The organism is Mesorhizobium sp. A623 (assembly GCF_054489405.1).
In genome coordinates this window covers 1-18,167 of record NZ_JBTMXB010000043.1, presented here as the reverse complement: position 1 = coordinate 18,167, position 18,167 = coordinate 1, and the positions used below count along the sequence as shown (strand labels likewise).

The window sequence follows — 18,167 nt, the reverse complement described above, 5'->3', positions numbered from 1 at the left end:
GTTACGGTTCTTCCTGCTCCTTCAGGTTCTTGTCCCGGTTCCCCTTCCGGCGTTGAACCAGGACAAGCCCGCCGGCGACGATCAGGGCTGCTCCTGTCACGACCCGGATGCCCGGCAGATCATTGAAGATCAGGAACCCGATGACCACGGCACCGAGTAGCTCCAGATAGGACAGCGGCGCCAGCAGCGAAGCTTCCGCGTGGCGGAAGGCACTGATGGTCATGAAATGGCAGATCGCCGAGACGGCTCCCATGAGAAACAGCAGGCCAACTTCACCCGCTGTCGGAACCGACCAGTTCCAGATCGCCAGCGGCGCCAGGATGGCAGCGCCGAACAGGCACTGGAAGGCGAGCGTGCCGACGGGATCGCTGGCGCGGGTCTGGCGCGTCGCGATCATGTAGAGGGCGAAGAAAGCGCCTGCGGCGACGCCCAGCAGGAGGCCGGCATTGATGCCGCCGGCCGGGCTGACGATGACGATGGCGCCGACGAAGCCGAGAACGAGCGCGGCGATCTTGCGCCGGGTCAGGGCCTCACCGAGCAACAGGACCGACAGGATCGCGGCGATGATCGGGCCTACGAAATAGGCGCTGGTCACGTCGGCCATGGGTGCGACGGACAGGGCGGTGAAAAAGAAGCACATCGACGCCGCCGCGAAGAAAGTGCGCAAGGCATGCGCGGCAAGATTCTCGCGGGGTAGAAACCGGATGCCGCGTTGCGCCAACGCCCACGGCAGCACGAAGAACGAGGCAAAGGCGTAGCGCGCGCAACCTATATAGAGCGGCGAATGGGTTGCGCTCAGCACCTTGGCGATGCCGTCCACGCTGGGGACCAGCACCATCGCTGCCGCCATCAGGCCGATACCGAGCAGGGGAGAGTGTTGCACGCTCACGATCGGCTCGTTTCGGGCGAGAGGCATGGCAATGGCGACCAAGCCCTTGCCGCATTGAATTCCGGCAGAGGCGCGGCCGATGTCATCGGCAGCGACAGGCAAACGCCTCAGGCGAAGAATTTCTCGATGATGGCGTCGCCCATTCGGGTGGTGCCTACCTCGGTCATGCCGGGCGACATGATGTCTCCGGTACGCAGGCCTTCATTCAGCACGGCGGCGATCGCCGCTTCCAGCCGGTCGGCTTCCGCCACCATGTTGAACGAATAGCGCAGGCACATGGCGAACGACGCGACCATGGCGATCGGGTTGGCGATGCCCTGGCCGGCGATGTCGGGTGCCGAGCCGTGCACCGGCTCGTAGAGCGCCTTGCGCTTGCCTGTCAGTGCATCGGGTGCACCGAGCGACGCCGAAGGCAGCATGCCGAGCGAGCCGGTCAGCATGGCGGCGATATCCGACAGCATGTCGCCGAACAGATTGTCGGTGACGATCACGTCGAACTGCTTGGGCCAGCGAACGAGCTGCATCCCGCCGGAATCGGCCAGCATGTGGGTCAGGGCGACGTCCGCATATTTGGCCTTGTGGGTCTGTGTCACCACTTCTTTCCACAGCACGCCCGACTTCATGACGTTGTTCTTTTCCATCGAGCAGACCTTGTTGCCCCGCGTGCGGGCCAGCTCGAAGGCAACGCCCGAAATGCGCTCGATCTCGAACGTATCGTAGACCTGCGTGTCGATGCCGCGCTTCTGGCCGTTGCCGAGATCGATGATCTCTTTCGGCTCGCCGAAATAGACGCCGCCGGTCAGTTCGCGCACGATGAGGATGTCCAGCCCCTCGACCACCTCCTGCTTGAGCGAGGACGAGGCGGCGAGCGCCGGATAGCAGATGGCGGGGCGCAGATTGGCAAACAGCTCAAGGTCCTTGCGCAGCCGCAACAGGCCGGCTTCGGGGCGGACCTCATAGGGCACGCCGTCCCATTTCGGCCCGCCGACCGCGCCGAACAGCACGGCGTCGGCGGCGAGCGCCTTTTCCATGTCGGCATCGGAGATCGCCTGGCCATGCGCATCATAGGCCGAGCCGCCGACCAGGCCCTCGTCGGTCGAAAAATCGCTGCCCAGCTTGTCGTTCATGGCGATGATGAGTTTCTTCACCTCGCCCATTGCTTCGGGGCCGATGCCATCGCCGGGCAGGAGGAAGAGGTTTTTCGAAGCCATGAGAGCCGTCCCCAAAAGAGTTTTCGATTTGCGGCCTTGCTAAACGCCAAGTGGGCGGTGCGCAAGCCGAAACCGGGTCAGCGATGCGACAGGATGTTGACCAGCCGGCCAAACGGATCGCGCACATAGAAGCGGCGCACGGCCCACGGTTCGTCGGCGGGGCCGTATTCGGCGGGGAAACCGGCCTCTGCCATGGCTGCAAGCACCGCATCGACGTCATCGACCTCGATGGAAAGGTCGGGCACCGGCGTGCCGGAGCCGCCCTCCGTGGCAAAGCTTACTTGCACGGTCATTTTCTCTGAAGAGCCGTAGGTGGCGATCCAGCCAAGATCCATCAAAAGCTCAAGACCGAGCACGTCGCCGTAGAAGCTCTTTGCCGCCGGGATATCGGCGGTCGCGACATTGGCGACGATGCGCCGGACCGTCATGTGAGGCCCTGCGCCGTGCGCCGCAACGCCGTCACCTCGATTTCGATCTTCATTTCCGGCTTGATCAGGCCGCACACGACCATGGTCGCGGCCGGGCGGATGTCGCCGAACGCTTCGCCCAGCAGCGGAAAGACTACGTCCGCATAGGCCGCATCGGCGAGGTAGTAATGCGCCCGCACCACGTCGGCCATCTCGAAGCCAGCATCCGACAGGGCTTTTGCGACGGTTGAGAGGCAATTGCGGGTCTGCGCCTCGACCGTTTCCGGCATGGTCATCGCCGCATAGTCGTAGCCGGTGGTGCCGGCGACGAAGCACCAGTCGCCCTGCACCACGGCGCGGGAATAGCCGCCGGTCTTCTCAAAGGGCGATCCGGTCGAGATCAGGTTGCGCATGGGGGCCTCGCTTCTGGAATTTACTGCGGTGGCGCGAAGGCCTTTTTCATGGCGGCGCGCAGATCGGCTGGCCATGTCTTCAGCGCCGGCCAGGCGTCGGCGCCCTTTTCATTCTCTTGCGCAAAGTACAGCTTTTGAGCCCCGGCATCGATGGCCATGAAGCCGTCGCTGCCGCCGCAGGCATGCGGTACGCAGCCGCTGGCATAGATGATGCCGGAGGCGGTCTTTTCGGTGCCGCCGCCGACCAGTAGGGCCGTGGTCACGTCCGTCAAACGGTCGCCGAGCAGCTTTGTCGCCGCGTGGTAGACCGCCTCGTTATGGAAGGCGTCGATGATGTTGGCGTATTTCGACGCGTCGATGTCTTCCCAGCCCGTGCCCGGATCGGGCGTGTAGGTCAGAGTGCCGGCCAACTGGAATCCGTGCGATGGCGACCATATCTTCACCGGCGCGCTGCCGCCCGGCATTAGCCAAGGTACGAAATAGATCTGGTTCTCGTTCACGGCCATGACCGGCGCGCCGCAATCGTCCGCGCCGATGCTGGCGCTTTCGATGCCGCCATCCTGCGGCTTCCAGACCATGACCTTGGCCGGTCCACAAGCGTTGCCGCCGTCGCCGACGTCGAACAGCGCCACGTCCGTGCCATCGACCTTGGCGATCCTGTCGAAATAGACGACGTAGTTATGGGCGAGTTCCTTGCCGTCGAAGGCCAGGGTTTTCTCGCCATAGTCCTCGGTCTGGGTGACGGTAAGCTGGCCGCCGGCAAAGGGGACCGGCGCCTGCTTGTCCTGCGCATGGGCGACCGCGCCGTAAAGTGCGGCGCAGATCAGGGCTGATGCCGAAGCCAGTGAAGAAAACCGCATCCTCGACCTCCCCTGCCGGTCAACCGGGCAAAATTCAGGCCCAGGGGCGGCTTACCACGTTCTTGGCTTCGAAGCTGGCGATGGCCGGAGCCTTCTCCATGGTCAGGCCGATATCATCGAGGCCGTTGAGCAGGCAGTGCCGCTTGAAGTCGTCGAGATCGAATTTCACGACGCCGCCGTCCGGCCCGCGGATTTCCTTGGCCTCGAGGTCGACGGACAGGGTCGCGTTGGAGCCGCGCGAGGCGTCGTCCATCAGCTTGTCCAGATCCTCGTGGCTGACCGTGATCGGCAGGATGCCGTTCTTGAAGCAGTTGTTGTAGAAAATATCGGCGAAGGACGTGGAAATCACGCAGCTTATGCCGAAATCGAGCAGCGCCCATGGCGCGTGCTCGCGGCTTGAACCGCAGCCGAAATTATCGCCGGCGACCAGGATTTGCGCCTTGCGGTAGGCCGGCTTGTTGAGCACGAAATCCGGGTTTTCCGAACCGTCCTCGTTGTAGCGCATCTCGGCGAACAGGCCGGTGCCGAGCCCGGTGCGCTTGATCGTCTTGAGGTAATCCTTGGGGATGATCATGTCCGTGTCGATGTTGATGATCGGCAACGGAGCGGCGACGCCGGTGAGCTTGGTGAATTTATCCATGGCTTTGCCCGTCTTTTCGGTTATGGCGGATTGCTGGTGCCCGGTTTACACAAGGTCGCGGCCAAATAAAAGGCGGCAAGATCGCCTGAACGAGCCTGCCGCCTTTTCCGCCGATCAGTTCACGCCCTCGCCAGCGCCATCACGCCGGTTTCCGTGCCGGTCAGCCGGCGCGAGCGGCCATCAGTGCCGACCACCATCTGCACGCGCCGCCGCTCGGCGGAAAACAGCTGCGAGGTCGCCGCGTTGACCGGCGGATCGAAGGCGATGGTGACGCGCCACAGGTCCGGCTTGATCGTCTCTTCCAGGCCGATGACGCGGCCCTGCGCATCGCGGCCGTTGAAGGTGCCGGCAACCGCCTCGCCGACGCCAAACGGCGCGCCGTTGGCGGTTGGCGCCAGGGACACAGGCTTGGTGTCCTCGACCGGTTGCGCGGCAAGCGTGTTCCAGTCGCGGACGCCGTTCTGGCGGGCCACCAGTTCCAGCGCCTTGGCGTGGCTGATGGCGATGCCGTCTTCGGCAAGCGCCGTCCGCAACCTTTTGGCACTGGCCTTGTAGGCGTTGGGGCCGGGGGTTTTATCCTTGAAAGTCGTGTGACCGATGGTCATGGCTTCGCTCCTTGCGATTTGACGAACGGCTTTTATCGAACGGGTGCCCGCATTGCCGTTTCGGCCGTCGCATCGACAGGAAACGAACTTTTCAAGGGAAGCTTCACCAGATCTTGCGACCGCGGGTGGCAGGGGCTTCCCGCCCTTGACGAGGGCTCAGATAGGGGTGGGCACAGGCAAGGTCAATAGGCAAGCTTCCCGCGAAATCCTCACCCCATCGCTTGTGCTCCGGCACAGGCTTCCGGGATGACGGAACTGGGGGAGCGCTCCGTCCAACACCCCTCGAAAATAAACATATCCACACCCTCCCCGCCTTCCCGCATAATCCCTCGCAGTTTCTCCCATGGGAACACCGGTCGCGACGGTGAACGTGTGGGGAGAAACCGGCGCCTCCGGCGGCAGGAAACGTGCCTGCCACCCGGGGAGGTTTCGTCCAGAGGGTCACCCGCGGGTACTATGGCCCGTGCGTGCTGGAGCGAGCACACAAACCGAAAGGCGCAAATGCCGGACGGTGTAGCGGATCGGACGGAAACGGAAAACGCCGGCGTGACGCGAGGTTCGCGCCATGTATCAAATTATCGAAGGCACGGCCTCGCGTCGCCCTTCCCACCGATTGCTCAATGGCCAGACGCGAAAAGCGGGCGTGGCAAGGGAGGGGCTCGCCGGGATGAAATCAAATCACGTTCAATTCGCGAAAAGCGCGGCCCGCAGCGATGCGCGCATAGCCGAAGGCGGAGCAGTCGACGGTTCGGTAGCCGCCATGGACGATGAATTCGGCCAGCGCCTTGCCCACCGCCGGCGCCTGTTGCAGGCCGTGGCCGGAAAAGCCGTTGGCGAAGATGAAGTTTTCCACCTCCGGGTGCGGGCCGATCACCGCGTTCTGGTCGAGCGCATTATAGTCATAATGGCCGGCCCAGGCGCGCGTCATCTTGATCGCCTCGAAGGCGGGAATGCGGGTGGCCAGCACCGGCCAGATCGTCTCTTCGAACAGGCCCCATTCGGGCTCGAAATCGGCTGGATCGGCGGCGGCTTCGTTTTCCCCGTGCTCGGCGCCGCCGGTCAGATAAACCGATCCTTCCGGGCGGACATAGACGCCGCTCGGATCGACCAGCAGCGGCATGTCGGCATATTTCTCGCGCGCTTCAAATACGAATACGGTGCGCTTGCGCGGCTCGACCGGCAGCGCCAGCTCGGCCATTCCAGCTACTTTGCCGGCGTTGGGGCCGGCGGCGTTGACGACGATGCCGGCATCGAGCCTTTCGCCATTGTCGAGCGTTACCCCGGTAACGCGGTCACCGTCGCGGGAAATGCCGGTGACGGAGGCCGCGATGAAATCGACATTTTTCTGGCGCAGCGCCTTGCGGAACACCCCCAGCATGGCATGCGCGTCGAACCAGCCCTCGCCCGAGCGGCCATAGGCCCCTGCGGAAATGTCTTCGGTGGAAAGCCACGGGAACCGGCTGGCCAGCGTGGCGGCGTCCTCCAGCACGATGTCGGTCCCCTCGGCCAACTGCACGGCGTGGTTGGCCTTGAGGATCGGCAGGCCATCATCGCTGGCCAGGATCAGGTAGCCGCCCTCGCGAAAGCCGATGTCGGCTTCGGGGCCGAATTCGTCCTTCAGCCCGCGGAACAGGCCGAGCGTGAACTGCGACAGGCGGATGTTTTCCGGGATCGAGAATTGCTGGCGGATCGAGGCCATGGAGAGCGTCGTGGCCGAATGGGTAAACTGCGGATCGCGCTCGACCAGCGCGATGGTGCCGGCAAAGCCTTCCTTGCGCAAATAATAGGCAAGCGACGAGCCGACGATCGCCCCGCCGATGATCACGATATCGTAGTGCGCCATGCAGAAATTCCCGGAACCGTTGCATGCTTTCCAATAGCACGCGTGCAGGAAACAGCTTTCGCCACGTTGTCGCAAGTCCTTGCAAGGGCCAGCTTTGCCGGGCAAGAAGACCAGATGAAAGAACCGTCCTACCGCCCGCGCCGCTCGGTGCTCTATGTGCCTGCCGCCAATGACAAGGCGCTGGCCAAGATTGGCTCGCTTGCCTGCGATGTCGTCGTCGTCGATCTGGAGGATTCGGTCGCGCCCGGCGAAAAAGGCGCGGCGCGCGAAAAGCTGAAAGGCATTCTCGCCAAGCAGCGGCGTTGCGAGATGGTGGTGCGCATCAACGCACTGTCCAGCGAATGGGGCATGGACGATCTCCTGGTGGCGGCTAGCTGCGAGCCGGACGGCATTTTGCTGCCGAAGGTCGACACGGCCCGCGATGTGCTGGAAGCCGGTGATGCGCTGGACGATGCCTTTGCGCCGGACGAGGTGAAACTGTGGGCGATGATCGAAACGCCGAAGGCGATGCTCAATATCGGCGCGATCGCCGAACTTGGCCGCGACCCGGCCTCGCGGCTTGATTGTTTCGTGGCCGGAACGAACGATCTGGCCAAGGAAACCGGCGTTTTAGCGACACCCGACCGGCGCTATCTGGTGCCATGGCTGATGCAGATGGTGCTGGCGGCGCGGGCCGGCGGGATCGACCTTCTGGACGGCGTCTTCAACGATTTCCGCGATGTGGACGGCTTTGCCCGCGAATGTGGGGAGGCGGCAAGCATGGGCTTCGATGGCAAGACGCTGATCCATCCGTCGCAGGTCGAGCCGGCCAACGCGGCGTTTTCACCTTCGCAGCAAGCCATTGCCGAAGCACGGGCCATCCACGACGCTTTCGCGCTGGCCGGGAACACGCAAAAAGGCGTGATCGGATTGAACGGGAAAATGGTCGAGCGCCTGCATCTGGCGCAGGCTGAAAAACTGCTGGCAAAGGCGACCGCCATCGGGGCATGATCGCCACACCTCTCATCGCAGGGATAGACCAATGCGCCTCTATCGTTTTCTCACCGCCATCGACGACGCCTCCTTCTGCCACAAGGTGACGGCGGCGTTGAACAAGGGCTGGCACCTCTACGGTTCGCCGACCTACGCCTATGATAAAAAGGAAAAGATCATGCGCTGCGGCCAGGCCGTGGTGAAGGACGTCGACGGCCAGGAATACGAGGCCGGCAAGACCAAGCTCAGCGATTGGTAGGGTTGGGCGACGGGTCGTTTAAACGGCGGCGTTGGGCGGCATGCCGGGGAAAAAATTACGCGGCCTCTTCCTCGAGCTTTTCCATGTCGTCGTCCGACAGGCCGAAATGGTGGCCGATCTCGTGGATGAGCACATGGGTGACGATGTCGCCCAGCGTCTCCTCGTTTTCGGACCAGTAGTCCAGCATTGCCCGGCGGTAGAGCGTGACACGGTTCGGGCCTTCGCCGGTCTGCGGGTTCCAGCGTTCGGCGATGCCGCGCCCCTCGAACAGGCCAAGCAGGTCGAAGGGTGTTTCCAGCGACAGATCGTCCATGATCTCGTCGGTCGGGAATTCGGCGACTTGGATGATGATCTCGCCGGTCAGCTTGCGGAACTCCTCAGGCAGATGCGCATAGACCTCCATGGCCAGGAACTCCATCTCCTCCAGCGAGGGCGAAAGCTCGTCGTGCCAGGTGCGGGTCTTGTAGATGCGGGCCATGCGGTTTCCTTTGTCGCCCGCATATAGGCTTTTGCGCCGGAATCGGCAAATGACGGCGGCTTGATGAACCCGCCCTCAGGCAAGAGGAATAAATTCTTTTGCGACTCCGATTGACTCTCAGAGTAGCCTCTGGAATCTATAAGAACATAACAGGAACAATTTTGCTGGAAGCTGAACCGTCATGGCGAAGGATGCCGCGGCGCGGGAAACTGTTTTTGCCCTGCGTCGCCAGATCGCGAAGATCGAAGGATCGTTGCCGGAGCCCTTGCGGGCGCCCGCCGATGCGGATGACGCGGCGGTCCGGCGCTACGGCGTTGGAGCCGGCAATGCGGCCTTGCCTACCGGCGTCGAGCGGCTCGACGCCGCCCTAGGCGGTGGCCTGCCGAGAGCGGCGCTGATCGAGATTCACGGCACGGAAACGCGCGACGCGGGCGCTGTCGCCGGCTTCATGCTGGCCCTGGTCAGCCTTATCCTCAAGCGGCAGGCAGATCTTGGAGCGCCGGTCCTGTGGATCGGCACGACCGGAATGTTTGGCGAAACCGGCTTTCCCCATGCCAGGGGGCTTCAGGCCATGTTCGGCATCGAGCCCGAAACCCTGCTCTTTTGCGAGGCGAAAAAACTCACTGACGCCTTGTGGATCGCCGAGGAGGCGGCGCGGCTGGCCGCCCCTGCCGCCGTGGTGCTGGAGGTTCACGGCAATCCGCAACGGCTCGACCTGACCGCGACGCGGCGGCTGCATGCAAGGGCGCAACAGACCGGCCGGCCGCTGTTCCTGCTGCGGCATGCGGCCGAGGCCGAGCCGACGGCGGCCCCCATGCGCCTCCTGGTGGCGCCGGCCGCGTCGGCGCTGCGCGAAACGATCGGCGCTCCGCTCGCGGGCTCTATCGGCCGGCCCGCCTTCACCGTCGCCATCGGCAAGAGCCGCACCGCCTTGCCCGGACAATTCATACTGGAGTGGAACCCCGATGAACGCATTTTCGAGGAACGAAGAGACGAGGAAAAGCGGTCAGCGGATTCTCAGCCTGTGGTTTCCCTATCTCGCCACGGAACGGATCCTGCGGCAGCGCCTGGGACGGTGCTGGCGATCAGACAAGACACCGGAGGGCCAGCCGACGAATGGGAGGCCGGCCAGCCGGCCGTTGGTGGTCCGCCATCTCGACCGCAACGCCCAGCGCATCGCCGCGCTCGACAGGCAGGCTGAAGCGCTCGGCCTGAAGCGCGGCATGGGCGTTGCCGATGCGCGCGCCATGCATCCGGCAATCGACATCGTCGAGGCCGATCCGCCGGCCGACCGCCGCCTGCTCGAGGGGCTGGCCGACTGGTGCGACCGCTACACGCCGCTGGTGGCGATGGACGGGGCGGACGGGCTGTTCCTCGACATTACCGGCTGCGCGCATCTTTTCGGCGGCGAGAAGGCGATGCTGGAGGGCATGCTGGCGCGGTTTCTTCAACAGGGCTTTGATGCCCGCGCTGGCATCGCCTCGACAGTCGGCGCGGCGTGGGCGGCTTCGCGCTTTTCCAGCCGCCGCATCGTTGCCGCCGGCGAAGAGGAAAATCTGCTTGCCCCGCTGCCGCTTGTCGCGCTGCGCATCGAGCCCGGCGTGCGCGAAAGCCTGGAAAGCGTCGGCCTGCGCCGGGTAGGAAGCGTCATGGAAACGCCGCGTGGGCCGCTTGCCCGCCGGTTCGGTGCGGCATTGCTTTGTCGCCTCGATCAGGCGCTTGGCCGGTTGGACGAGGCGGTGTCGCCGCGCCTGCCGGCAGCGCCGCTTTCGGTCGAGCGGCATCTGGCTGAGCCGGTGACGCAGGTCGAAGACATCGAGCACCTGACCAAAAGCCTGGCGCAGGCGCTGAAATCGGACCTCGAACGCCGCGGCGAAGGTGCCCGCTCGCTCGGGCTCATGCTGTTTCGCGTCGACGGTGCGGTCAGCCGCATTGCTGTCGGCACCTCGCGGCCCTTGCGCGACCCGGTGCTGATCCAGAAACTGTTCCATGAACGGCTTGCCGCCGCCGGTCAGGATTTCGACGCCGGCTACGGCTTCGATCTGGTCCGCCTCTCGGTCCTTTCCACCGCTGCCTTTTCCATGCAGCAGGCCGATCTGGCCGGGCAGGCAACCGACGAGAGCGCCAGCCTGGAACTTTTCGTCGACCGTGTCCGCGCGCGGCTGGGCGACAGTGCGGTGTTGAAGCCGATATGCGTGGAAAGCCACCTGCCGGAACGCGCCATTGCCTTGGTGCCATTTGCGCAAGCGCTGGGAAAGAAGCCGAAAAACCTCGCACCGCCGGACGTCCAATACGAACGGCCCATCCGCCTCTTCCGCTCGCCCGAGCCGGTCGATGTGCCGGCGACCGAACTGCCGGAAGGGCCGCCTTTGCATTTCCGCTGGCGGCGCGCCTCGTACCGGGTCACGCGGGCCGAAGGACCGGAACGCATCGCGCCGGAATGGTGGCGAGAGCGCATCACTACATTTGAAGTGAAGGAAGGCGAGGATCCCGAGGAGGTCAAAAAACAAGCCATCATAATGGAAACCGCACGTCAGACGCGCGACTATTTCCGTATCGAAGACGCCGAGGGCCGCCGCTACTGGCTTTTTCGCCAGGGCCTTTACGGGGCTGCAAAAACGCCGCCGCGCTGGTTCATGCACGGCATCTTCGCATGACCGCGAGGCCGCCACGCACCATGCCAGCCGAGCCGCGTTACATCGAGTTCGGCGTGCAGTCGAATTTTTCCTTTCTGCGCGGCGCTTCGCGGCCGGAGGAACTGGTCGTGGCTGCCTGCCGGCTCGGTCATGCCGGCATGGGGCTTGCCGACCGCAACAGCGTGGCCGGCGTGGTGCGCGCCTGGAGCCAGTCGAAGCAGGCCAAACTGACGCCGGACGCCGAGCCGATGACGCTCCCCTATCATCCGGGCTGTCGCCTGGTTTTCCGCGACGGCACGCCGGACATCCTCGCCTACCCGCAGGACCGCAAGGGCTGGGGGAACCTGTGCCGGATGCTGACGCAGGCCAATCTGCGCGACGAGACGGAGAAAGGTGCGACCCTGCTTGACCGCGCCGATTTGTTCGAATGGGGAGACCTTCTATCGCTGGCGATGCTGCCGGACTTGTCGCCCCGCGCAAAAAGCCAGATGGAAATCCTGCGTTCGCTCAAGGATCGGTTCGGCAAGGCCCTGCGGCTTGCCGTGGCGCCCGCCTATCGCGGCGACGACCGTTTTCGGATCGAGCAGGCGGCGGCGATGGCCGAGGCGCTCGGCCTGCCCTTGATGGCGACCAACGACGTTCTCTATCACGCGGCCGAGCGCCGGCGGCTCCAGGACGTGCTGACGGCAATCCGCCTCAACGTGCCCGTGGCCGAGGCCGGACTGGAACTCGCCGCCAATGCCGAGCGCCACCTGAAGCCGCCGGCCGAGATGGCGCGGCTTTTCCGCCGCCATCCACAGGCGCTGATCGAGACGCAGCGCTTCGCAGCGGAGCTTTCCTTTTCCCTAGGTGATCTTCAGTACAACTATCCAGACGAGGCGACCCGCGATGGCGCGACCCCGCAACAGGAACTGGCACGACTGGCGCTGGAGGGTGCCGCGGAGCGATATCCCGACGGGGTGCCGGCATCGGTATCGCAACATATCCTGGAAGAACTCTCGCTCATCGAACGGATGGGCTATGCGCGCTATTTCCTGACGGTCCACGACATCGTCCGGTTTGCGCGCAGCCGGGGCATTCTGTGCCAGGGTCGAGGCTCTGCCGCCAATTCCGTTGTCTGCTTCTGCATCGGCGTCACGCCTGTCGGCCCGGACATGATCGATACGCTGTTCGAGCGCTTCATCTCGGAGGAACGCAACGAGCCGCCCGACATCGATGTGGACTTCGAGCATGAGCGGCGTGAAGAGGTCATGCAGTATATCTACTCGAAATACAGCGCCAAGCGCACGGCGCTCGCCGCCGCCGTCACAAGCTATCGCGGCCGTTCCGCGCTGCGCGAAGTGGCCAAGGCACTGGGCCTGTCGGACGACGTGAGGAGCGGGCTATCCGGTTCCATATGGGGCTGGTGGTCGTCGAAGCTGGGTGAAAAGGAGACGCAAGCCGGAGGCCTGGACAAGGCCGATCCCCTGACGAGACAGGTGATAGACCTTTCCAACGAGATCATGGGATTCCCGCGCCACCTGACCCAGCATGTCGGCGGCTTCGTCATCACCAAGGATCGGCTTGATGAGATCGTGCCCATCGTCAAGACAGCGATGGACGAGCGCAAGATGGTGGAGTGGGACAAGGACGACCTTGACGCCGTCGGCCTGCTCAAGGTCGACGTGCTGGCGCTCGGCATGCTGTCCTGCATCCGCCGCGCCTTCGATCTCCTGGAAGAACATTATGAAGAATATGACGAGCATGGCCGTCGGCTCGAGCTTGCTACCCTCCCGCCGGAAGATGCCCGCGTCTACGATATGATCTGTCGGGCCGACACGCTCGGCGTCTTCCAGATCGAATCGCGCGCGCAAATGTCGATGCTGCCGCGCCTGCAACCGCGAGAATTCTATGACCTCGTTATCGAGGTGGCGATCGTGCGGCCCGGCCCGATCCAGGGCGACATGGTGCATCCCTATCTGCGCAGGCGAATGAAACTGGAGGAGGTCCACTATCCGAACCCGATGCTCCACAAGATACTTCACAAGACACTCGGCATCCCCCTGTTTCAGGAACAGGCCATGAAAATCGCCATCGAGGCCGCCGGTTTCCCACCCGGCAAAGCTGACCAGTTACGCCGTTCGATGGCGACCTTCCGGCGCAATGGCACGATTGACGGTCACCGGCAGGATTTCATCGAGGGCATGGTCAAGAATGACTACCCGCGTGACTTCGCCGAACGCTGCTTCCGGCAGATCGAGGGTTTTGGGGATTACGGCTTTCCCGAAAGCCATGCCGCGTCTTTCGCGCTACTGGTCTATGCTTCCTGCTGGTTCAAGACGTTTTATCCCGACGTCTTTTGCGCCGCGATCCTGAACTCCCAGCCGATGGGCTTTTATGCGCCGGCCCAACTGGTACGCGACGCGCTCGACCACGGCATCGATATCCGCGATGTCGACGTGAATCTTTCCGAGTGGGACTGCGCGCTGGAAAAATCGCCCTTCGATCCGCGCCGGGTGATTGCGCGTCATGCCGAAATGCGCGGCGTGATCAAAAGCAGCAACGCCGTCCGGCTCGGCTTTCGCCAGATCAAGGGGTTGTCAGAGGAGCGCATGGCGCTGTTCGTGGCGCGGCGCGGAAGCGGCTACATGTCGGTGCGCGATGTCTGGCTGCGCTCCGGCCTCGATGTCGGCGAGATCGAGAAGCTGGCAGAGGCCGACGCTTTCCGCTCGCTCGGCATCGACCGTCGCGAAGCCTTGTGGGCGGTGCGCGCGCTTGACGGCAAGAGCGCCGCCGAAAAACTGCCGCTGTTCGACCGGCCCGGCATTTTGTTGCGCGAGATGGAGCCGGAGGCGGCGCTACCCAAAATGCCGCTGGGCGAGCATGTCATTCACGATTACCGCTCGCTCGGCCTGTCGCTCAAGGCGCACCCGGTCGGGTTTTTGCGCGAAAAACTCGACCGTTGCGGCATCACGCCGAATACCCTGCTGCCCACGGTGAAGGACGGAAGGCGCGTGCGCGTTGCCGGCCTCGTGCTGGTGCGGCAGCGGCCCGGCAAGGGCAACGCCATTTTTCTCACGCTGGAGGACGACAAGGCGGTCGCCAATATCATCATCTGGCCGCGCGTGTTCGATCGGTTCCGGGCGGTGGTCATGGGCGCGAAATTCATCTGCGTGAGTGGCAAGCTGCAATCGGAATCGGGCGTCGTGCATATCGTTGCCGACAGAATAGAGGATTTTACGCCCTGGCTTGCCGTGCTTCAGGAGGAGGCCTGTCCGCCCGCTGCAAGGCGCGCCCCAGGCGGTCCCGATGCGTCAACCCGCAAAACCGCAAGCGCGCCGCAACCCGCTCCCGCTGTACTGGCGAAGGAGACGCAAAAAGTCATGCCCAGGGGCCGCAATTTTCAATGAGGATTGCTGCCGGCACGCACAGGTTTCGAGCGCTATCGGGTAGCCGTGCCCTTGCGTGGCGGCGGCATGTCCTCGACCGTCAGCGTCCGGGCCTCCGACGGCAACATGATCGGGATGCCGTCGCGTACCGGGTAGGCAAGCTTGGCCAGCCGCGACACCAGTTCGCCGCGCTCCGCATCCCACGCAAGCGGCCCCTTGGTCAGCGGGCAGGCCAGCAATTCCAGCAGTTTGGGATCGACCGTCGCCTTGTTGCCGCCTCGTCCATGCGCCGCCATCGCCTTACATCCTCTTGCAAGTCCCGGAGCGCCGCGCGGCCGACCGCGCGTGAAAAGCCCCAGGCGGTATGGCATCGCAACGATCCGGAAGCCAGGTTCCGATTTTCAGCCCGATGCGTTGACCTGCATCATTGCAGGCTCGATCCGAAATCCTCGTTGTCGCGCACCATCGACATTTCGGTGATGGCAATCAGCGTTTCCGCCCGCATCTTCAGGTCGGGCGCCTCGAGCAGCGCCTGTTTTTCCGCCGGCCCATATGGCGCCATCATGGAAAGCGCGTTGACCAGGACGCCGTTTTCGGCGCGGCTCACGCCCTCCCAATCCGCTTCCAGTTCATTTGCCTTGAGATACGCGCGAAAGGCCTTGAGCAAAGCCGGGCGGTCGACGTCGGCGCCGGCCTGTTCCTCGTCGAGATCGCCCAGGAACGGCACGATCCGGCATTGCCGGTACGGCGACTTGACCTCCAGCTCCTGCCCGATCCGAAACCGGCATATGCCCTGCAGCGAAATCAGGTAGCGGCCGTCGCCGCTTTCGGCAAAGGAAATGACCCGGCCCATGCAGCCGACCGCGCAAAGCTGCGGCTCGCCGTCGGCACGCAGCGATCCGTCCAGGCTGGGCTGGATGATGCCGATGACGCGCGTACCGGCAATCGCCTCGTCCAGCATCTGCAGATAGCGCGGCTCGAAGATGTTGAGCGGCATGCGGCCGCCGGGCAGCAGCAGCGCCGCGGTAAGCGGAAATACCGGCAATACGGACGGCAGATCCACATTCCGGCGATAATGCGCGTTTCCCGCCTGCATCGATCTACTCCGGCGCTGCGTGTCGCTTCACCTGCCGCCGTCCTGCCAAAGGCCGGCCGCGTGGAAGAAGCCAGTATGCACCATCTGGCGCGGCAACGGAAAGGAACAAGGCTTAATCGGCAAAAAAGCTCAGGAAAACAGCAGCGCCGACAGCTTGCGGCGCGCCGCAAGCGTCGCCTCGTCGGTCATGCCCCATGCCTCGAAGAACTGCAGCAGTTGGGACCGCGCACCATCGTCCTTCCAGGTACGGTCGGCCTTGACGATCGCCAGCAGATTGTCGGCAGCTTCCATGCGCTGGCCGCCCGCGCTCTGGATCATGGCGAGATCGAAGCGCGCCTGATGATCCTTCGGGTTCGCCGCAAGTCTTTGTTCGAATTCCCGCGGGTCGCCGAGACTTGCGGCCTCGGCCGCCAGCGCCATTTTCGCGCGCAGCGCAACGAGCAACGGCGTTTCCTTCGCCCCTTCGGGAACCTGCTTCAGCAAGTCTTCGGCTCCCTCGACATCGCCCGCATCGAACAGCAGGCCGGCCAGCCCGACAATCGCATCGACCGTTTCCGGAGCCTGTTCCAGCACGGCGTGATAGATGTCGGCGGCCGTCTGGGCATCGCCGGCCTCGCGCGCCTCGCCCGCTGCAGCCAGCGCTTCCGCGATTTGCGCCTGGCCGTCGCCCTTGCCGGCGACCTTGTCGATGAAGGCGCTAATCTGGCTTTCCGGTACGGCGCCCATGAAACCGTCGAGCGGCTGGCCGTCCTTGAAGGCGATGACGGCCGGAATCGACTGGATGCCAAGTTGCCCGGCAATGGAGGGATGGTCGTCTATGTTCATCTTGACCAGCTTGACTCGCCCGCCCGCATCCCGGACGGCTTTTTCAAGCACCGGTGTCAGTTGCTTGCAGGGGCCGCACCAGGGCGCCCAGAAATCGACCAGCACCGGCTGCTTGCGCGATTCCTGGATGACGTCGGCGGCAAAGCCTGCCGTCGTCGTGTCCTTGATGAGGTCGGCGGGAGCCTGGTCGCCCTGCGGCAGCGCTGCAGGCGGCGTAGGCTCACCAGCCGCGTTTCCATACTGGATGCTGGTCGAATATTGGCCGCTCATGCCGCCGAACGGGTTCTGGTCGCTCATGTCGTTTTCCTTCCGGTCGCGCGTAGTCTGGCGGTGACCTGTTCATGCCGCCCGCTATTTGTCCACCATGTGGCGATCAGGCCGAGACTTTCAAGATCAGCGGCTCATGCCCGGTTGCCTCGACGAAGGCAAGCAGATCCGCGGCGGAAATCGAGGTCGTGGCCTCGTTGGTAAGGGGATGGGCGTTGATGGTATCGTGCGCCATCAGGTCGGCGTCGAGAACGAGCGTGACTTGATGGGCGGCGTCGTTGATCAGCCCGAAAACCGTGACCGAACCGGGCACGACACCCAAGAATTCCATCAGCTTTTCCGGCTTGCCGAAAGAGACGCGGCTGGATGCGCCGATGAGGTGATGGATCTGCTTGAGGTCGACTACCGCGTCCTCTTCGACGGTGACGAGAAAGAACTGGTCTTTCTTGTCCTTCAGGAACAGGTTCTTGGTATGGCCGCCGGGGATTTCGCCGCGCAGCGCTTGCGAATCCGCCACAGTGAACAGGGGCGCATGCCGCCTTGTCGTGACATTCAAGCCCCGGTCGGCAAGAAAGCTGAAAAGTTCCGTTTCGGTTTTGGGCATAGGGCACCGGTCGTTCATGCTTCAGACCTGCCGTTTATGACCGAACCGGGGGCAAGACAAGGGCGCAGCCATCGGCTGGCCGATTCCGGCCAACCGATTCCGGCGCTTGGCCGGATCGTCGCAATCCGCACAATCCGCGATGTACGTTTCCATGCGATTTCCCTGTTGCAATCGCGATGCGCTTCAGCCATATAGGCGCGGCTTGCGGCCCGGTGCCGTACGAGCGGGTGTAGCTCAGGGGTAGAGCACAACCTTGCCAAGGTTGGGGTCGAGCGTTCGAATCGCTTCACCCGCTCCAATTTCCTTCGGGAGATCAAGCATCGAAAAGCCGCGGTTCTCCGCGGCTTTTTCGCGTTTTGGGGTGGTTGAAATTGCGACTGCCGGAAATGCCTCAAAAGGTCAGGGTTACACGCGGGTTACCAGTTTGCGAATTCGACGCAGCGTGAAATCGCAGTGTCGCTGGGGTACGCGGCGGTGCAGTGCGTATTCGGGCATTGTCTCTTGGCCTGTGTGGAGTTTGATATAAAGCGCTGCTGCCGCTTATCCGATGTTTAACGTGGCCATGCTATCAGAAATTGATGATCGCCACCTCTGATGAGCCAGCCTCGCTGCCACAATCGATCGACTGGAATGTGATCTTCTCCGAGGTCAATTCGTGGCGTGGGGCCTGCATGCACCATTTCTCGATGGTCGAAGCGGCCGTGACCGAGACGCTGCTGTCCGTCGTCAGATCATTTGGCTCAGATTGGATCGCAGATTAGCGAAGTGTCGGCCTCATCTTGGGGTTGATGTTA

At 63.6% G+C, this 18,167-nt stretch carries 19 protein-coding genes and 1 tRNA gene; 7 read left to right on the top strand and 13 right to left on the bottom strand.

Translation table 11 applies throughout. From position 1 onward, the window contains the following. Position 1 precedes the first annotated feature (1 nt). The 8 genes from ACX3P1_RS24755 to ACX3P1_RS24720 form a co-directional block, all read right to left on the bottom strand. Positions 2–889: a DMT family transporter gene (locus tag ACX3P1_RS24755; RefSeq protein ID WP_459082227.1), complete on the bottom strand. Its 888-nt coding sequence runs from the start codon at positions 887–889 to the stop codon at positions 2–4. 107 nt (positions 890–996) lie between these two features. After that, positions 997–2,100, bottom strand: a complete 1,104-nt coding sequence (leuB, locus tag ACX3P1_RS24750; RefSeq protein ID WP_459082226.1) for a 3-isopropylmalate dehydrogenase — start codon at positions 2,098–2,100, stop codon at positions 997–999. Between the two features lie 77 nt (positions 2,101–2,177). Continuing rightward, positions 2,178–2,528: a VOC family protein gene (locus tag ACX3P1_RS24745; protein ID WP_459082225.1), complete on the bottom strand. Its 351-nt coding sequence runs from the start codon at positions 2,526–2,528 to the stop codon at positions 2,178–2,180. Next, positions 2,525–2,920, bottom strand: coding sequence for a RidA family protein (locus ACX3P1_RS24740; protein WP_459082224.1), 396 nt, complete (start codon positions 2,918–2,920; stop codon positions 2,525–2,527). Before ACX3P1_RS24740 ends, ACX3P1_RS24745 begins: the two co-directional genes overlap by 4 nt. A gap of 20 nt (positions 2,921–2,940) precedes the next feature. Next, positions 2,941–3,780: a hypothetical protein gene (locus ACX3P1_RS24735; protein ID WP_459082223.1), complete on the bottom strand. Its 840-nt coding sequence runs from the start codon at positions 3,778–3,780 to the stop codon at positions 2,941–2,943. A gap of 34 nt (positions 3,781–3,814) precedes the next feature. After that, positions 3,815–4,420, bottom strand: a complete 606-nt coding sequence (leuD, locus tag ACX3P1_RS24730) for a 3-isopropylmalate dehydratase small subunit (protein WP_459082222.1) — start codon at positions 4,418–4,420, stop codon at positions 3,815–3,817. A 119-nt stretch (positions 4,421–4,539) separates the two neighbouring features. After that, positions 4,540–5,025 (bottom strand): glyoxalase superfamily protein, encoded by a 486-nt coding sequence (locus ACX3P1_RS24725; protein ID WP_459082221.1) that lies wholly within the window; start codon positions 5,023–5,025, stop codon positions 4,540–4,542. Positions 5,026–5,698: 673 nt separating this feature from the next. Beyond that, positions 5,699–6,868: an NAD(P)/FAD-dependent oxidoreductase gene (locus tag ACX3P1_RS24720; protein ID WP_459082220.1), complete on the bottom strand. Its 1,170-nt coding sequence runs from the start codon at positions 6,866–6,868 to the stop codon at positions 5,699–5,701. Positions 6,869–6,982: 114 nt separating this feature from the next. On the opposite strand from ACX3P1_RS24720, the gene ACX3P1_RS24715 reads away from it, so the two are divergent. Continuing rightward, positions 6,983–7,858: an HpcH/HpaI aldolase/citrate lyase family protein gene (locus ACX3P1_RS24715; protein ID WP_459082219.1), complete on the top strand. Its 876-nt coding sequence runs from the start codon at positions 6,983–6,985 to the stop codon at positions 7,856–7,858. 31 nt (positions 7,859–7,889) lie between these two features. After that, entirely contained in the window at positions 7,890–8,099 is a 210-nt protein-coding gene (locus ACX3P1_RS24710; RefSeq protein ID WP_459082218.1) for a DUF1737 domain-containing protein, read from the top strand. Positions 8,100–8,154: 55 nt separating this feature from the next. Here the strand turns inward: ACX3P1_RS24710 and ACX3P1_RS24705 are convergent, their stop codons facing one another. Beyond that, the gene (locus ACX3P1_RS24705) at positions 8,155–8,577 is read right to left on the bottom strand and encodes a metallopeptidase family protein (protein ID WP_459082217.1); all 423 of its coding nucleotides are present in this window, start codon (positions 8,575–8,577) and stop codon (positions 8,155–8,157) included. 181 nt (positions 8,578–8,758) lie between these two features. On the opposite strand from ACX3P1_RS24705, the gene ACX3P1_RS24700 reads away from it, so the two are divergent. Genes ACX3P1_RS24700 through ACX3P1_RS24690 form a run of 3 tightly spaced genes read left to right on the top strand, consistent with a single transcriptional unit; the run spans position 8,759 to position 14,602 of the window. Then, positions 8,759–9,778 carry an ImuA family protein gene (locus ACX3P1_RS24700; protein WP_459082216.1) on the top strand — a complete coding sequence of 340 codons (1,020 nt, stop codon included), beginning with the start codon at positions 8,759–8,761 and terminating at the stop codon, positions 9,776–9,778. Continuing rightward, entirely contained in the window at positions 9,720–11,234 is a 1,515-nt protein-coding gene (locus ACX3P1_RS24695; RefSeq protein WP_459082215.1) for a Y-family DNA polymerase, read from the top strand. The genes ACX3P1_RS24700 and ACX3P1_RS24695 overlap by 59 nt, the downstream gene beginning before the upstream one ends. Before the next feature lie 20 nt (positions 11,235–11,254). Continuing rightward, the gene (locus ACX3P1_RS24690) at positions 11,255–14,602 is read left to right on the top strand and encodes an error-prone DNA polymerase (protein WP_459082239.1); all 3,348 of its coding nucleotides are present in this window, start codon (positions 11,255–11,257) and stop codon (positions 14,600–14,602) included. Positions 14,603–14,634: 32 nt separating this feature from the next. On the opposite strand, the gene ACX3P1_RS24685 is transcribed toward ACX3P1_RS24690, so the two are convergent. From ACX3P1_RS24685 to ACX3P1_RS24670, 4 genes are all read right to left on the bottom strand, one after another. Further along, positions 14,635–14,877 carry a Trm112 family protein gene (locus ACX3P1_RS24685; protein WP_459082214.1) on the bottom strand — a complete coding sequence of 81 codons (243 nt, stop codon included), beginning with the start codon at positions 14,875–14,877 and terminating at the stop codon, positions 14,635–14,637. Between the two features lie 128 nt (positions 14,878–15,005). Beyond that, complete coding sequence (locus ACX3P1_RS24680; protein ID WP_459082213.1) at positions 15,006–15,677, bottom strand: LON peptidase substrate-binding domain-containing protein; 672 nt, start codon at positions 15,675–15,677, stop codon at positions 15,006–15,008. Positions 15,678–15,806: 129 nt separating this feature from the next. Next, entirely contained in the window at positions 15,807–16,799 is a 993-nt protein-coding gene (gene trxA, locus ACX3P1_RS24675; protein WP_459082212.1) for a thioredoxin, read from the bottom strand. A gap of 76 nt (positions 16,800–16,875) precedes the next feature. Then, positions 16,876–17,373, bottom strand: coding sequence for a prolyl-tRNA synthetase associated domain-containing protein (locus ACX3P1_RS24670; RefSeq protein WP_459082211.1), 498 nt, complete (start codon positions 17,371–17,373; stop codon positions 16,876–16,878). 223 nt (positions 17,374–17,596) lie between these two features. On the opposite strand from ACX3P1_RS24670, the gene ACX3P1_RS24665 reads away from it, so the two are divergent. Both ACX3P1_RS24665 and ACX3P1_RS24660 read left to right on the top strand, forming a co-directional pair. Next, positions 17,597–17,671: transfer RNA gene (locus ACX3P1_RS24665), tRNA-Gly, on the top strand. Between the two features lie 280 nt (positions 17,672–17,951). Next, the gene (locus ACX3P1_RS24660; protein ID WP_459082210.1) at positions 17,952–18,134 is read left to right on the top strand and encodes a hypothetical protein; all 183 of its coding nucleotides are present in this window, start codon (positions 17,952–17,954) and stop codon (positions 18,132–18,134) included. The last annotated feature ends 33 nt before the right edge of the window (positions 18,135–18,167 follow it).

Excerpts from the sequence above, each read along its gene's own strand:
- ACX3P1_RS24705 (WP_459082217.1), bottom strand. The coding sequence starts at position 8,577 with ATGGCCCGCATCTACAAGACCCGCACCTGGCACGACGAGCTTTCGCCC.
- ACX3P1_RS24690 (WP_459082239.1), top strand. The coding sequence starts at position 11,255 with ATGCCAGCCGAGCCGCGTTACATCGAGTTCGGCGTGCAGTCGAATTTT.
- ACX3P1_RS24670 (WP_459082211.1), bottom strand. The coding sequence starts at position 17,373 with ATGCCCAAAACCGAAACGGAACTTTTCAGCTTTCTTGCCGACCGGGGC.
- ACX3P1_RS24735 (WP_459082223.1), bottom strand. The coding sequence starts at position 3,780 with ATGCGGTTTTCTTCACTGGCTTCGGCATCAGCCCTGATCTGCGCCGCA.
- trxA (WP_459082212.1), bottom strand. The coding sequence starts at position 16,799 with ATGAGCGACCAGAACCCGTTCGGCGGCATGAGCGGCCAATATTCGACC.
- ACX3P1_RS24715 (WP_459082219.1), top strand. The coding sequence starts at position 6,983 with ATGAAAGAACCGTCCTACCGCCCGCGCCGCTCGGTGCTCTATGTGCCT.
- ACX3P1_RS24720 (WP_459082220.1), bottom strand. The coding sequence starts at position 6,868 with ATGGCGCACTACGATATCGTGATCATCGGCGGGGCGATCGTCGGCTCG.
- ACX3P1_RS24740 (WP_459082224.1), bottom strand. The coding sequence starts at position 2,920 with ATGCGCAACCTGATCTCGACCGGATCGCCCTTTGAGAAGACCGGCGGC.
- ACX3P1_RS24660 (WP_459082210.1), top strand. The coding sequence starts at position 17,952 with ATGATCGCCACCTCTGATGAGCCAGCCTCGCTGCCACAATCGATCGAC.
- ACX3P1_RS24710 (WP_459082218.1), top strand. The coding sequence starts at position 7,890 with ATGCGCCTCTATCGTTTTCTCACCGCCATCGACGACGCCTCCTTCTGC.
- leuB (WP_459082226.1), bottom strand. The coding sequence starts at position 2,100 with ATGGCTTCGAAAAACCTCTTCCTCCTGCCCGGCGATGGCATCGGCCCC.
- ACX3P1_RS24745 (WP_459082225.1), bottom strand. The coding sequence starts at position 2,528 with ATGACGGTCCGGCGCATCGTCGCCAATGTCGCGACCGCCGATATCCCG.
- ACX3P1_RS24700 (WP_459082216.1), top strand. The coding sequence starts at position 8,759 with ATGGCGAAGGATGCCGCGGCGCGGGAAACTGTTTTTGCCCTGCGTCGC.
- ACX3P1_RS24725 (WP_459082221.1), bottom strand. The coding sequence starts at position 5,025 with ATGACCATCGGTCACACGACTTTCAAGGATAAAACCCCCGGCCCCAAC.
- ACX3P1_RS24685 (WP_459082214.1), bottom strand. The coding sequence starts at position 14,877 with ATGGCGGCGCATGGACGAGGCGGCAACAAGGCGACGGTCGATCCCAAA.
- ACX3P1_RS24680 (WP_459082213.1), bottom strand. The coding sequence starts at position 15,677 with ATGCAGGCGGGAAACGCGCATTATCGCCGGAATGTGGATCTGCCGTCC.
- leuD (WP_459082222.1), bottom strand. The coding sequence starts at position 4,420 with ATGGATAAATTCACCAAGCTCACCGGCGTCGCCGCTCCGTTGCCGATC.